At 69.7% G+C, this 22,042-nt stretch carries 27 protein-coding genes; 21 read left to right on the forward strand and 6 right to left on the reverse strand.

Going from position 1 to position 22,042, the window contains the following annotated elements:
* Window positions 1–469: 469 nt before the first annotated feature.
* Window positions 470–841, forward strand: a complete 372-nt coding sequence (locus E3328_RS19685; RefSeq protein ID WP_135366333.1) for a MarR family transcriptional regulator — start codon at window positions 470–472, stop codon at window positions 839–841.
* Window positions 838–1,191 carry a type II toxin-antitoxin system PemK/MazF family toxin gene (locus E3328_RS19690; protein ID WP_135366334.1) on the forward strand — a complete coding sequence of 118 codons (354 nt, stop codon included), beginning with the start codon at window positions 838–840 and terminating at the stop codon, window positions 1,189–1,191. The genes E3328_RS19685 and E3328_RS19690 overlap by 4 nt, the downstream gene beginning before the upstream one ends.
* Before the next feature lie 142 nt (window positions 1,192–1,333).
* Here the strand turns inward: E3328_RS19690 and E3328_RS19695 are convergent, their stop codons facing one another.
* From E3328_RS19695 to E3328_RS19710, 4 genes are all read right to left on the reverse strand, one after another.
* Window positions 1,334–2,272 carry an ABC transporter ATP-binding protein gene (locus E3328_RS19695; RefSeq protein ID WP_135366335.1) on the reverse strand — a complete coding sequence of 313 codons (939 nt, stop codon included), beginning with the start codon at window positions 2,270–2,272 and terminating at the stop codon, window positions 1,334–1,336.
* Entirely contained in the window at window positions 2,269–3,444 is a 1,176-nt protein-coding gene (locus E3328_RS19700; protein WP_209452242.1) for a FecCD family ABC transporter permease, read from the reverse strand. Before E3328_RS19700 ends, E3328_RS19695 begins: the two co-directional genes overlap by 4 nt.
* Window positions 3,445–3,518: 74 nt before the next feature.
* Window positions 3,519–4,514, reverse strand: a complete 996-nt coding sequence (locus E3328_RS19705; protein ID WP_135366337.1) for an FAD-dependent oxidoreductase — start codon at window positions 4,512–4,514, stop codon at window positions 3,519–3,521.
* Complete coding sequence (locus E3328_RS19710; protein WP_135366338.1) at window positions 4,515–5,738, reverse strand: ABC transporter substrate-binding protein; 1,224 nt, start codon at window positions 5,736–5,738, stop codon at window positions 4,515–4,517.
* 163 nt (window positions 5,739–5,901) lie between these two features.
* Between E3328_RS19710 and E3328_RS19715 the strand changes: the two genes are divergently transcribed.
* The 8 genes from E3328_RS19715 to E3328_RS19745 all read left to right on the forward strand — a co-directional run bounded on the left by E3328_RS19715 (window position 5,902) and on the right by E3328_RS19745 (window position 13,249).
* Window positions 5,902–6,999, forward strand: coding sequence for an aminopeptidase (locus E3328_RS19715; protein WP_135366339.1), 1,098 nt, complete (start codon window positions 5,902–5,904; stop codon window positions 6,997–6,999).
* Between the two features lie 55 nt (window positions 7,000–7,054).
* Entirely contained in the window at window positions 7,055–7,474 is a 420-nt protein-coding gene (locus E3328_RS19720) for a hypothetical protein (RefSeq protein WP_135366340.1), read from the forward strand.
* Between the two features lie 89 nt (window positions 7,475–7,563).
* Window positions 7,564–8,628 carry a Gfo/Idh/MocA family protein gene (locus E3328_RS19725; RefSeq protein WP_246023063.1) on the forward strand — a complete coding sequence of 355 codons (1,065 nt, stop codon included), beginning with the start codon at window positions 7,564–7,566 and terminating at the stop codon, window positions 8,626–8,628.
* Window positions 8,629–9,118: 490 nt separating this feature from the next.
* Window positions 9,119–9,469: a winged helix-turn-helix domain-containing protein gene (locus E3328_RS19730; RefSeq protein ID WP_135366341.1), complete on the forward strand. Its 351-nt coding sequence runs from the start codon at window positions 9,119–9,121 to the stop codon at window positions 9,467–9,469.
* A 117-nt stretch (window positions 9,470–9,586) separates the two neighbouring features.
* Window positions 9,587–9,886: a DUF7521 family protein gene (locus tag E3328_RS19735; RefSeq protein WP_135366342.1), complete on the forward strand. Its 300-nt coding sequence runs from the start codon at window positions 9,587–9,589 to the stop codon at window positions 9,884–9,886.
* A gap of 105 nt (window positions 9,887–9,991) precedes the next feature.
* Window positions 9,992–11,848 carry a UvrD-helicase domain-containing protein gene (locus E3328_RS19740; RefSeq protein ID WP_135366343.1) on the forward strand — a complete coding sequence of 619 codons (1,857 nt, stop codon included), beginning with the start codon at window positions 9,992–9,994 and terminating at the stop codon, window positions 11,846–11,848.
* 115 nt (window positions 11,849–11,963) lie between these two features.
* On the forward strand, window positions 11,964–12,110 hold the full coding sequence (locus tag E3328_RS22235; RefSeq protein ID WP_167837490.1) for a hypothetical protein: 147 nt from the start codon (window positions 11,964–11,966) through the stop codon (window positions 12,108–12,110).
* A 584-nt stretch (window positions 12,111–12,694) separates the two neighbouring features.
* Window positions 12,695–13,249 (forward strand): CBS domain-containing protein, encoded by a 555-nt coding sequence (locus E3328_RS19745; RefSeq protein WP_135366344.1) that lies wholly within the window; start codon window positions 12,695–12,697, stop codon window positions 13,247–13,249.
* Window positions 13,250–13,333: 84 nt separating this feature from the next.
* Here E3328_RS19745 and E3328_RS19750 read toward each other — a convergent pair whose 3' ends face one another.
* Together E3328_RS19750 and E3328_RS19755 are read right to left on the reverse strand one after the other, a co-directional pair.
* The gene (locus E3328_RS19750; protein WP_135366345.1) at window positions 13,334–13,972 is read right to left on the reverse strand and encodes a DUF502 domain-containing protein; all 639 of its coding nucleotides are present in this window, start codon (window positions 13,970–13,972) and stop codon (window positions 13,334–13,336) included.
* A gap of 126 nt (window positions 13,973–14,098) precedes the next feature.
* Window positions 14,099–14,935 carry a proline dehydrogenase family protein gene (locus tag E3328_RS19755; protein WP_135366346.1) on the reverse strand — a complete coding sequence of 279 codons (837 nt, stop codon included), beginning with the start codon at window positions 14,933–14,935 and terminating at the stop codon, window positions 14,099–14,101.
* A 158-nt stretch (window positions 14,936–15,093) separates the two neighbouring features.
* Between E3328_RS19755 and E3328_RS19760 the strand changes: the two genes are divergently transcribed.
* The 11 genes from E3328_RS19760 (at window position 15,094) to E3328_RS19810 (ending at window position 21,985) form a co-directional block, all read left to right on the forward strand.
* The gene (locus E3328_RS19760) at window positions 15,094–15,639 is read left to right on the forward strand and encodes a CDP-2,3-bis-(O-geranylgeranyl)-sn-glycerol synthase (RefSeq protein WP_135366347.1); all 546 of its coding nucleotides are present in this window, start codon (window positions 15,094–15,096) and stop codon (window positions 15,637–15,639) included.
* A gap of 172 nt (window positions 15,640–15,811) precedes the next feature.
* Entirely contained in the window at window positions 15,812–16,153 is a 342-nt protein-coding gene (locus E3328_RS19765; protein ID WP_135366348.1) for a hypothetical protein, read from the forward strand.
* A 63-nt stretch (window positions 16,154–16,216) separates the two neighbouring features.
* Window positions 16,217–16,558 (forward strand): hypothetical protein, encoded by a 342-nt coding sequence (locus tag E3328_RS19770; RefSeq protein ID WP_135366349.1) that lies wholly within the window; start codon window positions 16,217–16,219, stop codon window positions 16,556–16,558.
* Window positions 16,559–16,606: 48 nt separating this feature from the next.
* Complete coding sequence (locus E3328_RS19775; RefSeq protein ID WP_135366350.1) at window positions 16,607–17,335, forward strand: tetratricopeptide repeat protein; 729 nt, start codon at window positions 16,607–16,609, stop codon at window positions 17,333–17,335.
* Window positions 17,336–17,626, forward strand: coding sequence for a DUF424 domain-containing protein (locus E3328_RS19780; RefSeq protein ID WP_135366351.1), 291 nt, complete (start codon window positions 17,336–17,338; stop codon window positions 17,624–17,626).
* A gap of 67 nt (window positions 17,627–17,693) precedes the next feature.
* Entirely contained in the window at window positions 17,694–18,023 is a 330-nt protein-coding gene (locus tag E3328_RS19785; protein ID WP_135366352.1) for a hypothetical protein, read from the forward strand.
* A gap of 91 nt (window positions 18,024–18,114) precedes the next feature.
* On the forward strand, window positions 18,115–19,356 hold the full coding sequence (locus E3328_RS19790; protein WP_135366353.1) for an aminotransferase class V-fold PLP-dependent enzyme: 1,242 nt from the start codon (window positions 18,115–18,117) through the stop codon (window positions 19,354–19,356).
* Between the two features lie 303 nt (window positions 19,357–19,659).
* Entirely contained in the window at window positions 19,660–20,010 is a 351-nt protein-coding gene (locus E3328_RS19795) for a helix-turn-helix domain-containing protein (protein ID WP_135366354.1), read from the forward strand.
* A complete protein-coding gene (locus E3328_RS19800) occupies window positions 20,007–20,345 on the forward strand; it encodes a hypothetical protein (RefSeq protein WP_135366355.1) in 339 nt (112 codons plus the stop codon). The genes E3328_RS19795 and E3328_RS19800 overlap by 4 nt, the downstream gene beginning before the upstream one ends.
* 720 nt (window positions 20,346–21,065) lie before the next feature.
* Window positions 21,066–21,284, forward strand: a complete 219-nt coding sequence (locus E3328_RS19805) for a DUF8007 family protein (protein WP_135366356.1) — start codon at window positions 21,066–21,068, stop codon at window positions 21,282–21,284.
* On the forward strand, window positions 21,284–21,985 hold the full coding sequence (locus tag E3328_RS19810) for a DUF5828 family protein (RefSeq protein WP_135366357.1): 702 nt from the start codon (window positions 21,284–21,286) through the stop codon (window positions 21,983–21,985). The genes E3328_RS19805 and E3328_RS19810 overlap by 1 nt, the downstream gene beginning before the upstream one ends.
* Window positions 21,986–22,042 lie beyond the last annotated feature (57 nt).

Raw genomic sequence — 22,042 nt, forward strand, 5'->3', positions numbered from 1 at the left:
CGACCGACGACACCGTATCGACTGTCGCGACACTGTCGAGGGTGAATCGAGACAGGATCCGGATAGCGACCGATACGCACCGCCCAACGACGTTCTTGCTGATAGATCTCGTACCACATAGTTGCGGACGCAGCGAGGACAGGTCGGACGTGTCTAGATCCCGGCGTCCGACCGCGTTTCTTTGCGCTCCGGAGTGGCGACGAGCGGATGCGTCCGGGAGATTCGGTATCTCGGTATGCGCTTGACAGCCATAGACGCCGCGACTAGGCGATTCGCAGCCAGGCAGGTAAAACCCGAGTCCGAGCGCCGCGTTCGCCCGTGGCCAGCGAACGAGCGCAAAGGGAGGCGCCGCCGGCCGAAGCGGCGTGGTCGCTCGACGGATCCGCTCCGACAGGACGAGAGTTTCATCCGTCACAGAGATTTCGTCGATAACGTTCATATCGTTCGCTCCGCTACGTGGACACGACCGATGTCGATAGACAGGGAGACGTTCCGCGAGGCGACCGAGGAGGAGCTCGAATCGCTGTCCGTGCCACAGCGGGTGCTGGGGTTCCTGGTCGCCCACGACGACCGCGCGTTCGAGGCGAGCGAGATCGCCGATCGGTCCGGGATCGACGAGAACGCCGTCAGAACGGCGCTCACGCGGCTGAAGCAGCGCGGACTCGTCGAACACAAGGCCACCTACTGGGCGGTGACCGAGAGCGAGGAACGGCTGGCGACGGCGAGCGGATACGAGCGAGCGACGGCGCTGTTCAACGAGCGACTCGGCGAGGAGGACCGCGAGGGGTGGCGCGAGCGCGCACCGGACGAACAGCACCCGAGCCTCACGGACGAACAGTGACCGACGACGGGCCTACACCGATCTTCGAACGCGGCGATGTCGTGTACGGGGCGGACCCGTTCAAGGGTGAGGAAGCGGCGCGCCCGTGGCTCGTGACCTCGAATCACGAGGGGCGACCCTTCCACGGCGAGCAGTACATCGCACTCACGCTCACGACGAAATCCTGGCTGGACGGACTGGTCGAGATACCCGACGACGCCTGGGTCCGGGGCGGGACACCGGGAGAGAGCCGGATCGTCCCCTGGGGCGTGCAGTCGATCGACCGTGCGGATATCGACTTCTGGCAGGGTCGACTCGAGCCGTCCGTCGTGGATAGTGCCGTCGCCGCGCTCGTCGAGGAGTTGCAGTAGTCGCGGAGACACGGCTCTGACTCCGACTCGATATCCGGGATGCGCTTGACAGCGTCAGACGCCGCCGAGTCGGTGGACTCGCGAGCGCGTACGGACAACCGGAGAAAAACAGGAGCAGAGCGACCGGAGCGACGAAACTGCGTCAGTCGTGACGGTCGGCGCCGTCCTCGTCATGGAGCGGCCGGAGCGGCGTGATCTGCGGGCCGCGCTCGGTCGGGACGACGTCGGCCTCGATGCCGAACACGTCGGCGAGCAACTCCTCGGTGACGACCGCCTCGGGGTCGCCGCGGCCCTGGACGGCGCCGTCTTTCAGCGCGACGACCCGGTCCGCGAGGCGGGCGGCCTGCTGGAGGTCGTGGAGGACGACGACGACGGTCTTGTCGCTGTCGGCCCGCAGCCGCTCGATTATCTCCATCACTTCGAGCTGGTGGTGCATGTCGAGGAACGTCGTGGGCTCGTCGAGCAGGAGCACGTCGGTCTCCTGGGCGAGCACCATGGCGATCCAGACCAGCTGTTTCTGGCCGCCGGAGAGGCTGCCCACGTCGCGGCCCCGCAGGTGGTCGACGCCGGCCAGCTCGATCGCGCGGTCGACCGCGGCGCGGTCCTCGTCGGTGAGCCCGTCGAAGAAGCCCCGGTGGGGGTAGCGGCCGTGTTCGACGAGCTTCCCGACGGTGATGGTGTCGGGGGCGACGTTCTCCTGGGAGAGCAGGCCCAGCCGCCGGGCCAGGTCCTTGGCCTCCATGTCGGCGACCTCGCGGCCGTCGATGCGGACGGCGCCCGCCTCGGGGGCGAGCTGGTCGGCCATCGCCTTCAGGAGTGTGCTCTTGCCGCTGCCGTTGGGGCCGACGAGGGCGGTCACCTCGCCGGGGGCGGCGACGAGCGACTCGCCGTCGACGACGGGTTCCTCGCTCGTGGGGTAGCCGACGACCAGATCCTCGGCCTCGAAGGGGGTGCCGTCGGGGTCGGCGTCGGTGCCGATAGCGGGCGCCGAGAGCGCCGACTGGGCGTCGGGCGTCTCCTCGCAGTCGGTGTGTTCGTCGCGGCGGTGCGGTTCGGCCGGGGTGGTGTCGCTCTGGCTCATATCTCTCCGAGTTGCTCCTGTTTGCGCATCAGGTAGAGGAAGTACGGGCCGCCGACGAGGCCGGTGACGATGCCGACGGGGAGCTGGCCGCTCCCGCCCGTGAGGACGGGGATGGCCAGCCGCGCGCCCACGTCGGCCGCCACCAGCAGGGCGGGGCCGGCGAAGACGCAGCCGACGACGAGCCGGCGGTAGTCGCTGCCGACGATGTTGCGGACGACGTGGGGGACGATGAGCCCGACGAAGCCGACGATGCCGGCGACGGCGATGCTCGCCGCGGCCGCGAGCACGCCGACCGCCGAGAGGGCGAACCGCATCCGCTCGACGTTCATCCCGAGCGAGGAGGCGGTCCGCTCGCCCAAAAGCAGGACGTTCAGCTGGCGGGCGCCGACCAGCGACAGCCCGACGGCGACGATCGACCACGGCAGCGCGGTCCGGACCTGCTCCCAGTCGACGCCGGTCAGCGAGCCCGTCGTCCACTGGATGGCCGACTGGACCACGCCGATGCTGTCGGCGAAGAAGAACAGGCCGGTCTGGAGGCTCTGGAAGACGGTGCCGACGATGACCCCCGCCAGCACCAGCCGGACCGGCGAGGTGCCGCCCTTCCAGGCGATGACGTAGACCAGCAGGAACGCGGCCATCCCGCCGACGGCGGCGATGATGGGCAGCGCCGCCGCCAGGACGGGGAAGACGACGAGCGTCAGGAGGATGAGCAGGCCCGCGCCAGAGGAGACGCCGAGCACGAACGGGCTCGCCAGCTCGTTGCGCGTCACGGCCTGGAAGATGGCCCCCGAGACGGCGAGGTTCGCGCCGACGAGCCCGGCGACGAACACGCGCGGCAGCCGGATCGTCCAGACGATGAGCGTCGGCGTCGCGAGCTCCGGCAGTTCGCCCTGGAAGCCCGTGACCGTCCGCATCAGCCCCTCGCCGAGCAGGAAGTTGAGCATCCAGCGGTGGTCGAGCAGGACGGCGGGGTCGACGACCGACCGCCAGGCCCGCACGACCGACATCGAGTACGACCCGAAGCTCACCTGGACGAGCCCCGCGGCGACGGCCACCGCCAGGCTCCCCAGGCACAGCCCCAGCAGCGACCGGTCGACCCAGTCGAGACGGCCGCTGTCGGACGCCCTCGCCCCGGACTCCGTCTCCGTTCCCGACACAGCGTTCTCTACCATCCGATCGGTTTAGGTATGCCTAAACAGCGGCTTAGTGGTTGCGGTTCGACGCGCTGGGCGACGGTCGGGGTGAGTCACTGCCCCTCCCCGTCCGGCTCGGTCGTCTCGGCGCGTTCGGCCTCGATCTCGGCGGCGCGGTCGAGCACCGCGTCGTCGTCGAGGTGGTCGAGGAGCCGGCGGTGGGCGCGGTCGGTCAGGTCGGCGACCTCGTCGGCGCTCCGGCGGGTGTCGAAGGCGTCGTCGACGTACGCCTCGCGCAGGTCGGCGAGGCGCTCGTCGCCCGCGTCGTGGTCGTCGGGGACCCGCTCGTCGAACCACTCGCGCCAGCGCTCGCGGTCGCCCCACTCGCCCTCGAACTCGCTGTCGGGCCGCAGCCAGTCGTAGTGGCGGGCGAGGTCGCGGGGGTACCCCCGGTCGACGCGGCGGTCTTCGAGGAGCGTCCGCGCGACGTGGGCGCCCCGCCCCGCGGCGACGACCGCCTGCACGTCGCGCTGGCCCGCGGGCGAGGCGACGTAGAGCCCGTCGACCGGCGTCCGGCCGTCCTCGTCCGAATAGTCGGGGTCGAAGTGTTCGTGTTCCTCCCCGTCGTGCTCGTGGGTCTCGAACATCGCGTCGCCGCCGAGCGGCCGGAGGTACTCGCCGGTGTAGCGCGTCGCCGCGACCACCCGCTCGGCGACGACGCGACGGCCGTCCTGTGTCGAGACGGCCAGGGGACCGTCCGGCGGGGCCGCGTCCGGGCCGTCCGCGTCGGTCGCCCGCTCGACCGACTCGACGAGGTCCTCGACCAGTCGGCAGCCGGCCTCCCGGGCGTGGTCGCGGAGCAACCCCTGGAACGTCTCGACGTCGATACCGGCCGGGAAGCCGGGGTAATTGCCGAGGAACGCGCAGCGGTCGAGCGACGCGGTTCCGCGGTCGAAGACGACGGTGTCGAGCCCGTAGCGGGCGAGGAACACGCCCGCCGCGGCGCCGGCCGGGCCGCAGCCGACGACGACCGCGTCCGCGTCCACGGACTCGCCGCTGGCCGCCGGTCCGCCGGTCGCGTCCGCACCGCCCTCGCCCGCGTCGCTCATCTACAGGTCACCCGCGACGATCTCCGCGACGCGCTCGCGGTCGAACAGCTCCGCGTCGGCGCCGTAGAGCTGGCTCGCGGTCCGCTCGGTCAGCACCATGCTGGTGATCGGGCCCTGGTAGAGGCCGCCCGCGCGGTAGACATCGCCGTTCTCGACGGCCGTGAGCGTGCTCGCGGTCTGGTGGTCTTCGAGGAACGAGACCACGGTGTCCCGGAACTCCGAGGCGGACATGGCCTCGTAGCCGCGGAGCAGCATCACCTCGGGGTCGACCTTCAGCAGCGTCTCCAGGTCGATGGCCGCCCGCGAGCCGTGGAAGTCCTTGATGTCCGTGCTGGCGAGCGCGTCCCGCACGCGGAGGTCCCGGAGGTGCTTGAAGCCGGTCCCCTCCCCGATGATGTACGGGTAGTACTCGACGGGCTCGTTGCCGACGCCCCAGAGGACGGCGACCTCGGGGCGGCTCCCCTGGTTGGGGACGACGGGGGCGAGGTTCGACTGGAAGTCGTCGTGGACGGCCTCGAAGGCCTCGTAGCGGTCGGTCCGCTTGAACACCTGCGCGAGCTTCTCGAACGCCTCGAAGAGGGTGTAGTAGCGGTAATCGGAGTGCCAGGGGTAGTGCTGGGCGTAGATGCAGTTGCCGAACAGCGGCGCGATCTCCGCGGCGATCTCGTCCACGTCGGACTGTTCCCACCCCTTGAAGCGGTTCATCAGGAAGTTCGGGTCCATGACGTGCACGTCGGCGTCGAGTTCGTAGAACAGCTCCTTGCCGACGCCGCCGTCCTGGTAGAGCGACACCATGTCGCTCTTGTCGACGCTGACCCCCGGGATCGAGTCGTAGTAGTCGGTGTGGTAGCGGTTCTTCAGCCAGACGCCCTCCGGCGGTTCGAGGCCCAGGGCGATCCCCATGTCGGCCCACGAGCCGTTGTTGGCGACCCAGGTCTCGGGGACGGCGTCGAACTCGACGCTCCCCATCGGTTCGATCGACACCGAGTAGGGCGTCTCGACGGCCGATCGGGTCCCCGACGGCGTCTCCGTCCCGGACGACTCGGCCGGTGTCGGCGTGTCGGTGGGCGTCGCGGTGGGCTCGTCGGTCGCGCCGGCGTCGTCGGCCGGCGTGTCGGTCGATCCGCCGTCGCTGGCACAGCCCGCGAGGCCGCCGCCACCGAGGACGGCGGCCGCCGCGGCCAGATACGTTCTGCGCGTCGCGTCGGAATCGGAGTCTGCCATACGTTTTAGGCTCACCTAATTCGATAAAGCCGTTTCGGAATTTAGGCAGACCGAAATACGACTGACAGGACCCGTCCGGCCGGGAAGTGCGAGGACGGTCGGAACCGGGGCGGTCACCGGGCGGGCGCGCCACCGTTTAGTCCGCGGCGGCCGACGGCGGGGTATGGACGAACGCGTACGCGAACACGCGGAGACGCTGGTCGACTGGAGCGCGCGGGTCGAGGCGGGCGACGACGTGGTCGTCAGCGTCGACGAGGGCGCACACGACCTCGCGGTCGCCGTCGCGGAGGTGCTGGGTGAGCGCGGCGCGAACGTGGTGACCGTCTACGCCTCAGAGGAGGTCCAGCGGGCCTATCTCCGCGCCCACGACGGCGAGTTCGACGAGGATCCGATACACGAGTTATCGCTATACGAAAACGCCGACAGCGTGCTCTCGCTGGGCGGCGGCCGCAACACGGCGGCGATGGCCGACGTGCCCGGCGAGCGCACCCAGCGCCACGGCCGCGCGCGCCGGGGGGTCAGGGAGGCCCGCCTCGACACGGACTGGGTCTCGACGGTCCACCCCACCCGCTCGCTCGCACAGCAGGCCGGCATGGCCTACGCGGAGTACGCCGAGTTCGTCTACGACGCCACCCTGCGCGACTGGGAGGCGCTCGCCGCGGAGATGGCCCAGTTGAAGGACATCCTCGACGACGGCGAGGAGGTCCGGGTCGTCAACGAGGGGACCGACCTCACCCTCTTCATCGACGGCCGCACCGCCGTCAACTCCGCCGCCAGCGTCGCCTACGACTCGCACAACCTCCCTTCCGGCGAGGTGTTCACCGCACCGTACGACACCGCCGGCGTCGTCACCTTCGACGTGCCGATGACGATCCGCGGCCGCGACGTGCGCGACGTGAAGCTCACGTTCAAGGACGGCGTCGTCGTCGACTGGGAGGCCGCGCAGGGCGAGGACGTGATCGACGAAATCATCCAGACCGACGGCGGCTCCCGACAGCTGGGCGAACTCGGGGTCGGGATGAACCGCGGCATCGACCGCCCGACCGGGCGGATCCTCTTCGACGAGAAGATGGCCGGCACGGTGCACCTGGCGCTCGGCCGCGCCTACGACGCCAACCTCCCCGAGGGGGAGTCCGGCAACGACTCGGCGGTCCACGTCGACCTCATCACCGACATGACCGGCGACTCCCGGCTGGAGGTCGACGGCGAGGTGATCCAGCGCGATGGTATTTTCAGGTGGGAGGATGGGTTCGAAGGCTGACGACGTATCCCGCGGACAGGTCACCTCTTTTGCAGTCGGTCGCAGTTGTTCGTCCGTGAACTGGACGAGCAAGGAGTTCCTAGTAGGGGCGAGCGACCGGCGAACCGTGCTCGTCGTCCTGTCGGCGGTTCCGCTCGGGATCGCGGCGTACGCGTCGCTCGGTGCACTGTCGCCGCTGATCGAGTTCCCCGGCGCCGACTACCAGTTCCACATCCTGTTCGCGGCCGTGATCGGCATAGTCGCGGCAGCGGCGGCAGGGCTGAATGGTGGGATCCTCCCGGGATTCGCCGTCGGGGCGGTGCCGTTCTTCGCGTATCGGGTCTGGTGGTACCAGGTCTTCGGGTGTTTTCCGTGTCCCGACACGCTCGCGGGCGTTCTCCCCGTCGCGCTCGAACAGACACTCAAGTTCTCACTCCTGCCGGGAGTGATCGGCGTCGGTATCGGGATGTGGCTGCGACGCAGGCGGTCCGGCTGACTGGCGTCGCTGAGGGTCGGTCTCGGTTCCACGCCGTTCGCGCTTCCGCGGGCGCAAGGACTACGGGACCGCCCCCGAGAGGGGTAGTCGTGACCACCTACGACATCGCTTTCGTCGGGACCGGCGACCAGGCGGATCTGAAGAACCCGGGCCCCGAGGGATTCGCGATGAACTACTACCACGGCGAGGGCTACGAGAAGCTCGACGACTGCGAACTCGTCGCTTGCACGGACCTGGTACCCCAGCGCGCCGCGGCGTTCGCGAACCGCTTCGGCATCGACGACGACGGCGTCTTCGAGGACTACGAGGCGATGCTCGCCGAGGCCGAGCCGGATATCGTCTCGGTCTCGGTCTGGCCAGAGGACCACGCCGACGTGGTGCTCGACTGCGCGCGGAGCGACAGCGTCGAGGCCATCCACTGCGAGAAGCCGATGGACCTCACGTGGGGCGACTCCCGGCGGATGGCCGAGGGGTGTCGCGAGGCGGGCGTCCAGCTCACCTTCAACCACATGCGCCGGTTCAAGCCCACGTGGGTGCGGGCCCGCGAGCGGATCGAGGACGGCGCCATCGGCGACCTCGAACGGATCGAACTCGCGCCGGGGAACATCTACGACGGCGGCACGCACATGATCGACTTTGCGACGGGCGTCGCCGGCGACGTGCCCGCCGAGTGGGTCATCGGGGGGATCGACTACCGGGAGGAGAACAAGTGGTTCGGCGCCCACAACGAGAACCAGGCCCACGCCCACTGGCGCTACGAGAGCGGCGTCGACGCCGTCGTCTCGACCGGCGGCGACCGCTCGTTCGTCCCCGCGGACATGCGCTTCGTCGGGACCGACGGCGTCCTCGAAGTCGGCCCCGAACGGTCCGACGCGGACCTGCGCTGGCGGACCGACGGCGGCGAGTGGACCGGCGAGACCGTCGAGGAAGGTGCCTGGACCGACCCCATCGACGACGCGGTCGCCCACGTCGTGGACTGTCTGGAGTCGGGCGACCGGGCCGTGATCGGGGCCGAGAACGCTCTCAATAGCACCGAGATCATCTTCGGGATCTGGGAGTCGGCGCGCCGCCGCGGTCGCGTCGACCTCCCGCTGGCGATCGAGGACAACCCGCTGGAGGCGATGGTCGAGTCCGGCGAGCTGAACCCGCAGTAGCCGGGCGCGCCCTCGACTCGGGGCGGTGACCGTTCGGTGCGAAAGGGGAAGATTGGGGGGGAAAGTAGGGGGGAAGTCCACCGGAAGGCGGGCAACGGAGGCCGGCAGGGGGAGAGCCGGCGGGTCCGAAGACCCGTTCGTTCCCTGGCTGCGTCGGGGGAGACGCGTTGGGGGGGATGCCGGGAACGACCTCCGGCAGCGCGCTCGTGCCGGCGAGGACCGCATGCGGGCCCGGACGACCCGTGCCGGCCCGCGAGGGAGCGCCGTGCGCCGGACGGCGCCGGCGGGCTCCCGCCGGGGGCCGGTCGAACCCACACCCCACCACTGGCACACACGGATGCGCACGGTGCGATGGGGCGTCCGGGCTCGCACTTGGTCCGCACTCCACGGTAGCGAGGCGATTCCCATAATGGGGCAGGCGCGTTTTCTGAGCCTGAAAGAGCCGCCCGCTCGAAAGGCCTTTGTAACACCTCAAGAGATCACACTGGTAGTGGACGACGAACGGGCAATCGAGGAGATCCTCGATACCATCGGCGACGAACACGCCCGACGCGTGCTCGCGGCGATCAGCCGCGAGCCCAGGTCGGCGAAGGACCTGAGCGAGGAGTGCGACCTGTCGCTGCCGACGGTCTACCGCCGCATCGAGATGCTCAGCCAGTACGACCTCGTCAAGGACCAGACCCTGGTAGCCGACGACGGCAACCACTACAAGGTCTACGAGTCGAACTTCGAGTCGACGGTCATCTCCCTGGAGGACGACGAGTACAAGGTGCGCATCTACCGCGAGGAGAACCTCCCCGACCGGTTCAGCCAGCTCTGGGACGACCTCAACCCGGAGTGAGCGCGGCGGCGCGCGGGGACACCACCGCGGCGGGGCGCCACGTGAGCGGTCGCTCGACCGACCGCGCGCGGGACCGGCGAAATTATATGTCGGTGCGTCCTGCCGGACAGACGACGAATGGTAGAAGTCGTCGCGGTCATGCGGGGGGTCCTGGCGCTGATGCGGATGGCGGTGTTCGGGCTCTCGCTCGGGATCACGCTGATCAGTTTCCAGGCGTACCGACAGCGCCCGTCCGAGCGGCTGCAGTACGCCTTCATGGGGTTCGCCTTCATCAGCATGGGCGTCGCCAGCACCGTCATCGCACAGATCGGCGTCCGCGAGGCGACCGAGACGGTCAGGCTGTTCTTCCGGATGACCGAATCGATCCCCTTCATCATCGGGTTCACGATGCTGTACGTCTCGCTGTACCGCGACTGACCGACCCGACCCCGTCGTGGTGCCGCCGGGCCGTTTCGGGGGCGGTCCGCCGGCGACGACTCCAAGCCACGCCGTTTATGACCCACGGGCCCCACTAGTTGCCCAATGACTGAACCGTCCACCCAGGTGACGCGCCTGTTTGGTGGTCCCGGGAGCGGGAAGACGACGGCACTGCTCGACAGGGTCGAGACCCTGCTCGAAGAGAACGACGACGTGGAGTTCCGGGACGTGCTGGTGGTGTCGTACACCCGGGCGGCCGCGGCGGAGATCCGCGAGCGCCTCGCCGAGCGACTCGGCGAGTCCCCGCGCGCGCTCAAGGGGAACGTCTGCACGATGCACGCGAAGGCCTACGAACTGCTGGACCTCTCGCGGGGGGACGTGGTCGGGGAGTCCGACAAGGAGGACTTCTGCGAGGAGTACGGCATCGAGTACGAGGACGAGTACGAGGGCTCGCGGCGGCGGACGGCCCGCTCGACGACCATCGGCAACAAGATCATCGCGACGAGCCAGTGGCTCCAGCGGACCCGCCGGGACGTGGCCGACTGGTACGACGTCCCGTTCAAGTGGGACGACGAGGAGGTCCGCCTGCCGCCGGAGATCGACGACAACGCCCAGACCGGCAACAAGTACACGCCCACGTGGCCCAGCGACGACGACCGCATCAGCGTCCCCGAGACGATCCGCGCCTGGCGCCAGTACAAGGGCGAGAACGACGTGGTCGGGTTCGCCGACATGCTGGAGCGGGTCGCCCAGCGGTCGCTGCTGCCGAACGTCGACTACCTCGTCATCGACGAGTTCCAGGACATCACGACCCTGCAGTACGACGTGTACCGCGAGTGGCGCCCGCACATGGAGACGGTGCTGATCGCCGGCGACGACGACCAGGTGGTCTACGCCTGGCAGGGCGCCGACCCCGACCTGCTGCTGGAGGAGGACGTCACCGACGACAACGTCCTCCCGAACTCCTACCGGCTTCCCTCTCGCATCCTGAACGTCGTCAACCGGGAGGTCAGCCACATCGACAAGCGCCAGGAGAAGGACCTCAACCCCCGCAAGGAGGGCGGCCGCGTCGAGGGGGTCCAGAACCCCTCGATGATCGACCTCGTCCGCAACGTCCGCACCACCATCGAGGAAGACGAGGACGGCACGGCGATGATCCTCTTCCGGGCGCGCTACCAGATGTTCCAGTTCATCGACGAGTTCATCGGGGAGGGGATCCCCTTCACCTGCCTGACCGACCAGCGGATGTGGACCGACCGGCTCACCCAGTACGTCCGCGCCATCGAGGCGCTGGACGTGGACGAGCCCGTCACCGGCCTGCAGGCCCGCCGGCTCGCGGACATGCTCGCCGACTCCGCGTTCGGCTCCGGCGAGCGCGACGACCTGTTCGACGAGCTCGACGCGATGGAGGAGGCCGCGGACGTCGAGGACCTCGAAGAGCTGTCGGTCGAACCGGAGACGATCCGCGACTACGCCCCGTTCGTCCCGGACCCGCGGGCGGCCGCCGACATGCTCCGGAAGGTCACCAGCTTTCAGGAGCGCTCCGTCGAGGCGTACTTCGCCGGCGAGTACGAGGGCATGGAGGCCGACCGCGTGCGCCTGGGCACGATCCACAGCGCGAAGGGTCGCGAGGCCGACCACGTCTTCGTCGCCACCGACCTCACCGAGAAGGTCGTCGAGCAGATGGCAGCCACCGTCGACCAGTCCGACCGGGAGGTCCCCGGCGACGAGGAGTTCACCAAGCGCACCTCGCCGGTCCCGACGCTCACCGACAACGAGCGACGGGTCTTCTACGTCGGGATGTCCCGCGCCCGCGAGCGACTGGTCATCATGGAGAACCTCGTCGACGGCGCCCCCACGCTGCCCATCGACGTGCTCCTCAACAACGAGCCGACCGGCGACTCCGTCGAAGACGTGCTCGCCGAGGCCCAGGAGCTCGGCGACGCCGTCGCAGCCGACTGAGCGCGTCGCTCCCGATTCCCGACCGCTCGACCCGGGCTCCCGGCACCGGGACCGCCGACTCCCGGCCCCGATAGCTTCTTTGCGGTGCGCGATCGAGTCACACGATCGAACGACCGTGACCGAGGAGTGTGCGGTCTGCGGCGAGACGGTGCCGTTCGGCGCCAGCGTCCACGTCCTCGTCAACCCGCCGGACGAGGAGCCCTTCGACCGGTACGTCTGTCGCTCGTGTTACGAGTCGGAACTGGGACCGCTCGCGGAGTGAGCGGTCGCCGCGCGGTAGTTCTATCCGAACGACAGTTTCACCCGGGGACATGGGAGACCGGCCACGCGGCGACGACGGGCGTCTCGTGGCGAACGGAACCCCTTCCGGAGTCCGCCACAGACACACGGGGTGTCTCGGAGCGCGGTCGTCCCCGTTTGTCTGGCTCTGGTGGCCGTCGGGGTGGTCACTGCGACGACCGGGAGTCCGCTTCTCGGGGCAGTCGCTGCGACGGTCGTCCCGATCTCCGGGAGAGCGGTGGCAGCATCCCGACCCCGCCTCTGAGGTGGGACTCCCCGACGGGGATTTACGGTCGCGCGTCTCCTCGGCCCGCAGGGACGCCTTCGCGCGGGGCGTTCACCGATCGCCGTCTGGGACCCCGAACGTGCTTTGCAGCGCGTACAGCCCGTCGAGCGGGCCTTCCCACCCGGGCGGGAACGACCGACGAGCGCCGGACGGCGCGGCGAGCGGCGCGGTCCCGCCCGCTTCGGAGTGACCGAAACCGACCGGTCAGCCGGTGTACCGGCCCGAACACCGCCCCGCGCGTCGGCGGAGGTTTTTTATATTACCCATGGTTATCCGGTGACATGGATTTACCGACGCCGGCGGACCTGCGGGAGCGGCGGAACGAGCTGGGGTTGACCCAGAGCGACCTGGCCGACAGGGCGGACGTGTCCCAGCCGCTGATCGCGCGTATCGAGGGCGGCGACGTGGACCCGCGGCTGTCGACGCTGCGGCGGATCGTCAACGCGCTGCAGGAGGCCGAGGGCGCCATCCTGCGCGCGGAGGACCTGATGAACTCGCCGATCGTGAGCGTCGAGCCCGACGACTCCGTCCACGAGACCCAGGAGCTGATGGACGAACACGGGTTCTCGCAGGCCCCGGTCATCCGCGACGGGACGCCGCTGGGGCTCATCAGCCACTCGGACATCCGCCAGCGCTCGGGCGACTCCGAGGCCGACAACGTCGGCGACTACCCCGTCGACGAACTCAAACGCGAGTCGATCGCGACCGTCGAGCCCGGCGCGACCATCGACGAGATCAACGACTACCTCAACCACAACGACGCCGTCCTCGTCGTCGAGGACGGCGAGACCATCGGGATCATCACCGAAGCCGATATCGCCGCCCACATCAGCTGAGGCGACCGCTCCCGCCCGTCCGTCACTCCGTCGCTGCCGCGGTCTCGTTCGTCGTCGCCGTGTCGGCGTTCGCGGCCGCCGGTGTCACTCGCCGTCCGCGTCGTCCGTGGCGACGTCCACGGGGATCGACGTGTTCTCCGCTTCGCCGAACCCGGCGCTGAGCACCCGCGTCAACGCCTCCTCGACGCGTTCGTCGGTCTCCTCGTAGGAGTCGGGGTCGACCTCGACGACGTAGCCGGTGGTGATGTTCGGCGCGGTAGGAAGAAAGAGCACGTCGCGGCCGTCCTCGGTCGTCTGTCCGGTCTTGAACGCGGTCATCCGCATGCCCTGCCAGGTCTCGATCTTCACGGGCTCCTGCAGTTCGTCCGCGCCGGAGACGACCGTCTCGACGGCCATCTTCGAGGCGTTGTAGACGACCCGGAGCCCGGGGAGCTGGTTCATCACGCGGTCGATCCCGTCCTCGATGAAGTCGCCGAAGGCCGTCCGCATCAGGTAGCCCAGCGAGAACACCACGAGGACGAAGATGACCAGCGTCAGCGCGACCCGCAGCGGGGCGCTGACGTTGTACACCTCGCCGAGCAGCTCGACGGTCTGGTCCTGGACGGGCAGCGGCACCGCCGCCAGCGCGGAGTAGATCCAGACGATGATGTAGGCGGTCACCAGCAACGGCACGAGGATCACGAGGCCGCTGGCGAAGTCGCGCTTCCACGATGCCGAACTCATCTGCAGGTATCTGGCCGCCGAACCGTAGTAAGCGTGTTCCTTCAGGACGCGAACAGGAACGGTATCCGGCCGTGGCCCCCTCGACGGCTGTCCGGGCGGGGCGGACGCCGGCCGAGGGGGAACCGGTCACCCGCTCGCGACCGCCCGTAGCGCGAACGCGAGGTTCTCCTTCCGTTCGAGCACCCGCCGGTAGAAGTACGAGAGCCACTTCGAGCCGTAGGGGGCGTACTGCCACACCTCCCGCTCGTCGGCCAGGTCGAACTGGGCGTCCTCGCGGACGCCCATCAGCATCTGCACCTCGTAGGGGGTCCCGTGCTCGTCGTGCAACCGCTCGGCCAGCGCGACCATCTCCGGGTCGTGGCTCCCCACGGCCACCCCGTCGTCGAACGCCTCGAACATGTACTCGAGGCAGTCCCGGTAGGCCTCGTTCACCCGCGGCTTCTCCCGGTAGGCCACCGCTTCCGGCGGGTCGTAGGCGCCCTTGACCAGCCGGACCTTCCCGGGCAGGTCGGCCAGCCGTTCGAGGTCCTCGCGCGTGCGCCTGAGGTTCGCCTGCACGCAGACGCCGACGCCCCCGCCGGTCTCGCGGGCGTGGTGTTCGAAGGCGTCGAGCGTCGCGTCGGTCGTCGTGTGGTCCTCCATGTCCATCCACACGAACACCCCGTGTTCGTCCGCCCGCTCGACGACCCGGGCGAGGTTCTCCCGGAACACCTCCTCGCCCACGTCGAGCCCGAGCTGGGAGGGTTTCACCGAGATGCGGGCCCGCAGGTCCGTCCCCGCGATGTCGTCGACCAGTTCGCAGTAGGCCGCGGCGTCCGCGTCGGCCGGTTCGCGTTCGTCGTAGTGTTCGCCGAGCAGGTTGAGGATCACCCCGACCCCGCGTTCGTTGGTCTCGCGGGCGTGTTCCAGCGCCGCCGGCGCCGTCTCGCCGGCGACGAAGCGACTCGCTATCGGCGGAAGCATGCTGGTAAGTATTGCCGCCGGTGTGAAATGGGTACCGGCGTCGCGTCGGGCGTCGAGGGGAAAGAGCACCAGATGCGGGCGAGGGCCACCCGGACGCGGGCGTGGAGCGCCGACGCGAACCACGGCGACTTAAGAACCGCGGGGCTGTCGGCGTCGGTATGGACCTGGTCACGGTGGTCGTCACGGCGCTGTGGGCAATGGGGCCCGCGTACGTGCCGAACAACGCGGCGGTGCTGGCCGGCGGCGGCCGGCCCATCGACGGCGGGCGCACCTGGGGCGGCCGGCGCGTCCTCGGCGACGGCAAGACCTGGCGCGGGACCGCCGCCGGCACCGCCGCCGGCGTCGCGCTCGCGCTCGCCCTCAACGCCGGGTCGGACGCCATCGCCGGCCTCCTGGGCGTCCCCGCGGTCGAGTTCCCGCTGGCGGCCGCCGTCGGGCTGGCGCTCGGTGCGATGGTCGGCGACATCGGCGCCTCCTTTATCAAGCGCCGGAGCGGCCGCGAGCGCGGCGCCCCGTTCCCCGGGCTGGACCAGCTGGACTTCGTCGTCGGCGCGCTCGCGCTGGCGGCCGTCCTCGACTTCGAGTGGGTGACCGCGACGTTCACCCCGCCGGTGCTCGTGACGGTGCTGGTCGTCACCCCGCTGTTGCACGTCGTCACCAACGGCATCGCCTACCTCATCGGCGCCAAGGACGAACCCTGGTAGGGACGGACTCTGGTAGGCCCCGGCGACCGGAGCGCACCGGGGCCTTCACCGCCTGCCGGTTCCCGCCTCGTCGTCGCGCGTTCCGTCCGCAGTCCAGCGCCCGGACCCACGCCGCCGAGCAGGGAGCCGAGCACCGTCACACTTAGCCCGCGGGCGGGAGTCACCGGCGGGCATGGACGACTCCGCCGCCCTGCGGCTGACCCTCCGCCGTTGCACCGCGGTCGTCGTCGTCGGCCTCGGGCTGATCGCCGCGAACACCCACCGGTACGGCCCGAACGCCGGCTTCGGCCACCCCCTGGCGTACCTCGCCGTCGGCTACCTCGCCGTGAGCCTCCTCGCCGGCTTCTTCCCTCAGAGCGGCGACTCGTTCGACTCGGCCGGCGGCCCGCCCCCGGGTGACGAGGACGGACCCGGCGACGAGGGCGGACCGGACGCCGACGCGGACGACGGCGATGCCGACACCGACCACCGGGACCGGCCGCCGGCCGCGACCGGCGGCGGCGAACGCCGGTGACCGGGCGGCGTTCACGCCGTCGAGACCGTCAGATTTAGTCGCCCGCGGGTCGCGTCGGCGCGTATGGACGACGCGGCGAGCGCGGCGGACATCGCCGCCCTCCAGCGGACGATCCGCCGGTGTACGGCCCTCCTCGTGGTCGTAGTCGGCGTCCACCTCGCGGTCGTCACACCCGGGTCGAGCGACTGGGGCGCGCTGCTGGCGACCGCGGCCGGGTTCTACCTCTTCGCGAGCGTGACCGACCTGGAGGGGAGCGCGTCCGAATCCGGCGATGGCGGGGCCGACGACGGGCAGGAGGGGGACGGAACCGACGCCGACGCGGACGACGGCGACGAGACCGATAGCGACGGACGCGACGACGGGCACGAGGAGGGATCCGCAGTTCGGTCGGACGCGGGCGGCTGACGGCTCGGTGACGTAGCCCTTAACCGCTCGGCTCGCGTACCCCGGGGTATGACTGACGACCGGGACGACCACGAGTTCTCCTCCGGGCAGGGCTTCGACGACCCCTACGAGGGGTTCGACATCGACCCGCCCGAGCTACAGGTCGACACGGACAAGGTCGACCCCGTCGACTCGCGGGCGGTCGCGGACCTGCTCGACGACCGCAACCTCGCCGCCGAGGAGGTCGACGCGGCGGAGCTGCTGGACGTGGGCCTGAGCTACCTCGGCATCAACCGCTACGAGCAGGCCACCGACGCGCTCGAGCGGGCCGCCCGCTTCGCCGACGACGAGCGGGTCGAACAGGAGGCCTGGACCAACAAGGGCGTCGCCCACGCCGAACTGGAGGAGTGGGACGCCGCCATCGGCGCCTACCGCGAGGCGCTGTCCATCGACGACGACTCCGAGCACGCCGCCACCGCCGAGACGAACCTCGCCTACGCGCTGTGGGAGTCGGGCCGCACCGAGCAGGCGCTGGAACACGCCGAGCGCGCCGTCGAGATCGACCCCCGCTTCGGCGAGGGCTGGTACAACCGCGGCTTCTTCCTGCTGGAGCGGGGCCTCGCCGAGGACGCCCGCAACGCCTTCGACAACGCCATCCGACTGGGCTTTCGCAACGCCGAGATCCTGGAGGAGAAGGCCCGCGCGCTGGAGGAGCTCGGCGAGGACGAGCGCGCCGAGGAACTGGCCGAGGAGGCCGACGAACTCCGCCAGGACGCCGAGGCGGAGATGCTGGAGTAGATGCTGCTCAACGAGCGCGACACCGACGAGGGGCTGCTCGTCTCGGTCTGCGACCCCGAGGACCTGGGCGAGACCTACGAGAACGGCTCGGTCTCGCTGACCGTCGAACCCGGCTTCTACGACGGCGAGGAGGCCTCCGAGGAGGAGGTCGTCGACAGCCTCCGGCGGTGTACGACCGCCAACCTCGTCGGCGAGGAGAGCGTCGCCCTCGCCGTCGAACACGGCTTCGTCGACGAGGAGAACGTCCTCGAACTCGACGGCACGCGCCACGCGCAACTACTCTGGATGTGAGCGCGGCCCGGCCGGGTCGCCCCGGCCGACCGGAACGTTTCTGACCTCGCAGTGAGTCGACAGGAGTATGACCGATCGTGACAGCGAGCGCGGCGACCCCGCGGACCCCGACGCCGGGTCCGGTCCGGTAGTTTCAGACGGCGGCTCGGCCGCCGAAATCGACGAGGAGCGGCTCTACGAGATCGTCCACGACGCCGTCGAGGACGCGGTCCTCGGCGTCGTGGGCACGCTCCTGTTGCTCGGGATCGGGTTCGTCTTCCTCGTCTCGGGAGCGACGGCGGTCGTCGGCGCGACGTCCACCGCGGAGTTCGGGGTCGGCCTCACCGTGCTCCTGGTCGGTCTCGTCGTCTTCGTCACGACGCTCAGGGGCGTCCTGCCGGTCCGCCGGTGGGTCTGAAACCGGCGGTCGTCCGAGGTGTTCGCCGAGCGCGAACTGAGTTTTCGGGAAACCGAAGGAATGTTGCCCGTCGAGCACCTGTCTCCGAGCAATGGGAGTGTCAGAACCGGAGTCGCTCGACGTCGAGCGCATCCGCGAGGACTTTCCGATCCTCGACCGGGAGTTCGCGGGGGAGCAGCTGGCGTATCTCGACAACGCGGCGACCAGCCAGACGCCCGACCAGGTCGTCGACGCCATCGCCCGCTACTACCGCCACACCAACGCCAACGTCCACCGCGGGCTCCACCAGCTGAGCCAGGAGGCCTCCATCGCCTACGAGGAGGCCCACGACCGCGTCGCCGAGTTCGTCGGCGCCGACGGCCGCGAGGAGGTCGTCTTCGGGAAGAACACCACCGAGGCGATGAACACCGTCGCCTACGCGTGGGGCCTGGCGGAACTCGGCCCGGGCGACGAGGTCGTGATGACCGAGATGGAGCATCACGCCGCCCTCGTGACGTGGCAGCAGATCGCCAAGAAGACCGGCGCGACCGTCAAGTACGCCCGCGTCGACGACGAGGGCTACCTCGACATGGACCACCTCCGCGAACTGGTCACCGACGACACGGAGATGGTCAGCGTCGTCCACGTCTCGAACACACTGGGCACCGTGAATCCGGTCTCGGAGATCGCCGACGTGGCCCACGACCACGACGCGCTGTGTTTCGTCGACGGCGCGCAGTCGGTCCCGCACATGCCGGTCGACGTGAAGGCCATGGACGCCGACTTCTTCGCCTTCTCCGGCCACAAGATGTGCGGTCCCACGGGCATCGGCGTCCTCTACGGCAAGGAGCACCTCCTGGAGGAGATGCAGCCGTACCTCTACGGCGGGATGATGATCGAGAAGGTCACCTTCGAGGACTCGACGTGGCACGAGCTCCCCTGGAAGTTCGAGGCCGGGACGCCCCCCATCTCCCAGGGCATCGCGCTCGCGGAGGCCTGCGACTACCTCGACGACATCGGCATGGAGAACGTGCAACGACACGGCGAGGCGCTGGCCGAGTACGCCCACGACCGGCTCTCGGAGTTCGAGGACATCGATATTCTCGGCCCGCCGGGCGACGACCGCGCGGCGCTGGTCTCGTTCAACCTCGACGGCGTCCACGCCCACGACGCCTCGGAGATCCTGAACGACTACGCCGTCGCGGTGCGGGCCGGCGACCACTGCACCCAGCCGCTGCACGACAAGCTCGGCATATCTTCTTCGACGCGCGCGAGCTTCTACATCTACAACACGGAGGAGGAGGTCGACAAGCTGGTCGAGGCGCTGGACGCGGCGCGCGAGCTGTTCGCCTGAACGTCCGGCGCCCCCGGCGCCGGTTCCTCGCGGCGAGCGAACGGAGTGAGCGAGCCGCGTCTTTTTGCCCCATCTTTTTCGAGGAGTGGTGCCCGCAGCGAGCGTAGCGAGCGAGGACACCGAGGAGAAAAAGGTGGTCTCACAACACGGAGGAGGAGGTCGACAAGCTGGTCGAGGCGCTGGACGCGGCGCGCGAGCTGTTCGCCTGAGCGTCCGGGGCCGGCGGCACAATTTTCGCCCACGCGTTTCGCGGTTCGTGAACTGCGACGGGGGCTTATAACATCGGACGGGAAAGGGGCGGGTGTGAGCGATGCGCCGCCGCCGGAGGAGACGCTCGCGCTGCTGGGCGACGAGTACGCCCGGGCGATCCTCATCGCCACACGGAGCGAACCAATGACAGCCGACGCGCTCGCGGAGGCGCTCGACGCCGCGCCCTCCACCGTCTACGACCGCATCGACGACCTGACAGCCGCCGGGTTCCTCTCGGAGGCCACCCGCACCGACGACCGGGGCAACCACTACGCCGAGTATCGCGCCCGCCTCGAACGGCTGGGGCTCGAACTGACCGACGAGGGGTTCGAACTCGCGGTGAGCCACCGCGACCGCGACGAGACCGCCGCGCGGCTGCACGCCCTCTGGAGTGATCTGCGGTGACGAGCGCCGGCACGCTCGCGATGGCCACGTCGCTGATCCAGGGGCTGGTCGTCGTCGGGACGCTCGTCGTCATCGGCAAGGCCGCCGTCGCCTACCGCCAGCACGACAGCCGCCCGATGGCCCTGCTGGCGGTCGGGCTGTTCCTCGTGCTGGTCGCGCCGCCGGCGTTCGAGACGGCTGTCGGTGCGCTGCTGAACGGCACGCCGCTGACCGGCCCCGTCGGCGGCGACCGGCCACTGACGGCGGCGACGCTCTGGTGGGCGTTCCTCGCCGAGGAACTCATCCGGCTCGCCGGCGTCGCCGCCCTCCTCGGGTCGCTGTACGTCCGGGAGTGACTGGCGGCGACCGCGTCGACGGATTCTGGCGGTGTGTTCGTATGGCTCGTCGAGTAGTGGTTTCTGGTTGTTCTGGTGTGGAAGGACTGGGCGCGACAGCGACCACACTCGACGGTGAGCGCTGAAAGCCCTCGGCGCGCTCGCTACCTGGAGTCTCTACTGCAGGGGACAGCAAGCGATGAAAGCCCTCGGCGCGCTCGCGGTCGCTGAGCGGGATATCCGCGCTCTCCGCACGGCCCGCGCGGATAGTCGCCCGCTCAGACGACTAAACTGGACGCGAGCGCGCCTCGCCCTTTCAGTCCGCCAGGAACAGCACAGCACGGCACCGCAACAGCACGCCACCGCACAGCTCCGCAGACGACCACGGCCCTCCCCAGCCGATTCGCGACACACGAGTCGCGAATCCACCGTCAGAGCAAGCGCTGACGAGCCTTCGCTCACACGTTCACGAAGACCTCGCGCGGCTACTGTCACGCGATAAAACGCGCGACAGCGCGCGCCGACCGCAACGCAACAGCCCTCGTCTGTAGCTAGCATCCGGCGCGGAGCGCCGGTTCGCCGGACGCGAGGGAGCGACGCGACCGAGTCGTCCGGTTTTTCACCCATGTTTTTCGACCGGGGGTTCCCCGCAGCGCGCCCCCGGCGCGCGAGGAAACCCCCGGTCGAAAAAGATGGCTGGCAACCTTTAACCGCGGCGAGTGCGAAGAGTCGGCCGAATCGATGGCTCCGAAAGACACCGAAGCGTGCGGTCGCTGCAGCATGACCAGCGTCGTCGACGCGGCGAGCGAGGGCGACGGGAGCGACCGCGACCTTTTCGGCGACGCCCGCATCGAGGTCCCCGAGGACGAGATGCGACGCGTCGCGAAACCGCAGGTCCTGCTGGGTCGGGCGAAGCGACGGATCGACGAACTCGCCACGCGGCTCACCTACGGGCGATAATGGAGGAGAGCGTCTCCGGCTTCAAGACCCGCGGCGGGTGGGTCGACGCGGTCGAACACGGCGAGCGCATCGTCCGCGCGCTGAAGGACCTGCGGGAGGACGGCGAGGACGGCGTGTCGCTGGCCGCTCTCGACGAGTTCGACGAGTGGCGACCCAAGAGCCACGAACGGCTCGACGAGGACGTCAACGCCAAGACGGCGGACCAGGCCAGCGTCAAGGAGGGCGAGGGCGAGAAGGCCGGCAAGGACCCCGACGAGGACCTGCAGACCGCCGGCGAGAAGCTCACCGAGTCCTACGAGAACCTCGAAGACGAGGACACCGACGCGGCGGTCGACAAGTGGGGCGAGTCGCTGGACTACGTGGCGCGGGCGGCCGACTCCGCCGGCCGAAAGGCCGTCCGGAAGGTCGAGGACGCCGTCTACCGCAACGTGATGACCCAGATCGCGCCCTACTACTTCGACAACGAGCTGATCAGCGCGAACCTCCAGCGGGTGTCGGGGGACGACCGACCGGAGTACGTCTTCGAGATCAACGTCAACGACGACGACCTGAAGATCAAGGTGTCGAACAAGCTCGCCGACTACGAGTCGACGGTCGACCGCTGGCACGTCGACACCGAGAAGGTCACCGAGGCGGCCGAGGCCGCCGAGGGCGTCGAGGCGCCCGACCCCGATAGCGAGGCTGACGCCGAGACGACCTGAGCGGGGGCCGGCGGTCTCCCGACCGGCGCGCCCGTCCGCCGAATCCGCCGCAGTCGG

It is taken from the genome of Halosimplex halophilum, assembly GCF_004698125.1.
In the GTDB taxonomy this organism is placed as follows: Archaea; Halobacteriota; Halobacteria; order Halobacteriales; family Haloarculaceae; genus Halosimplex; species Halosimplex halophilum.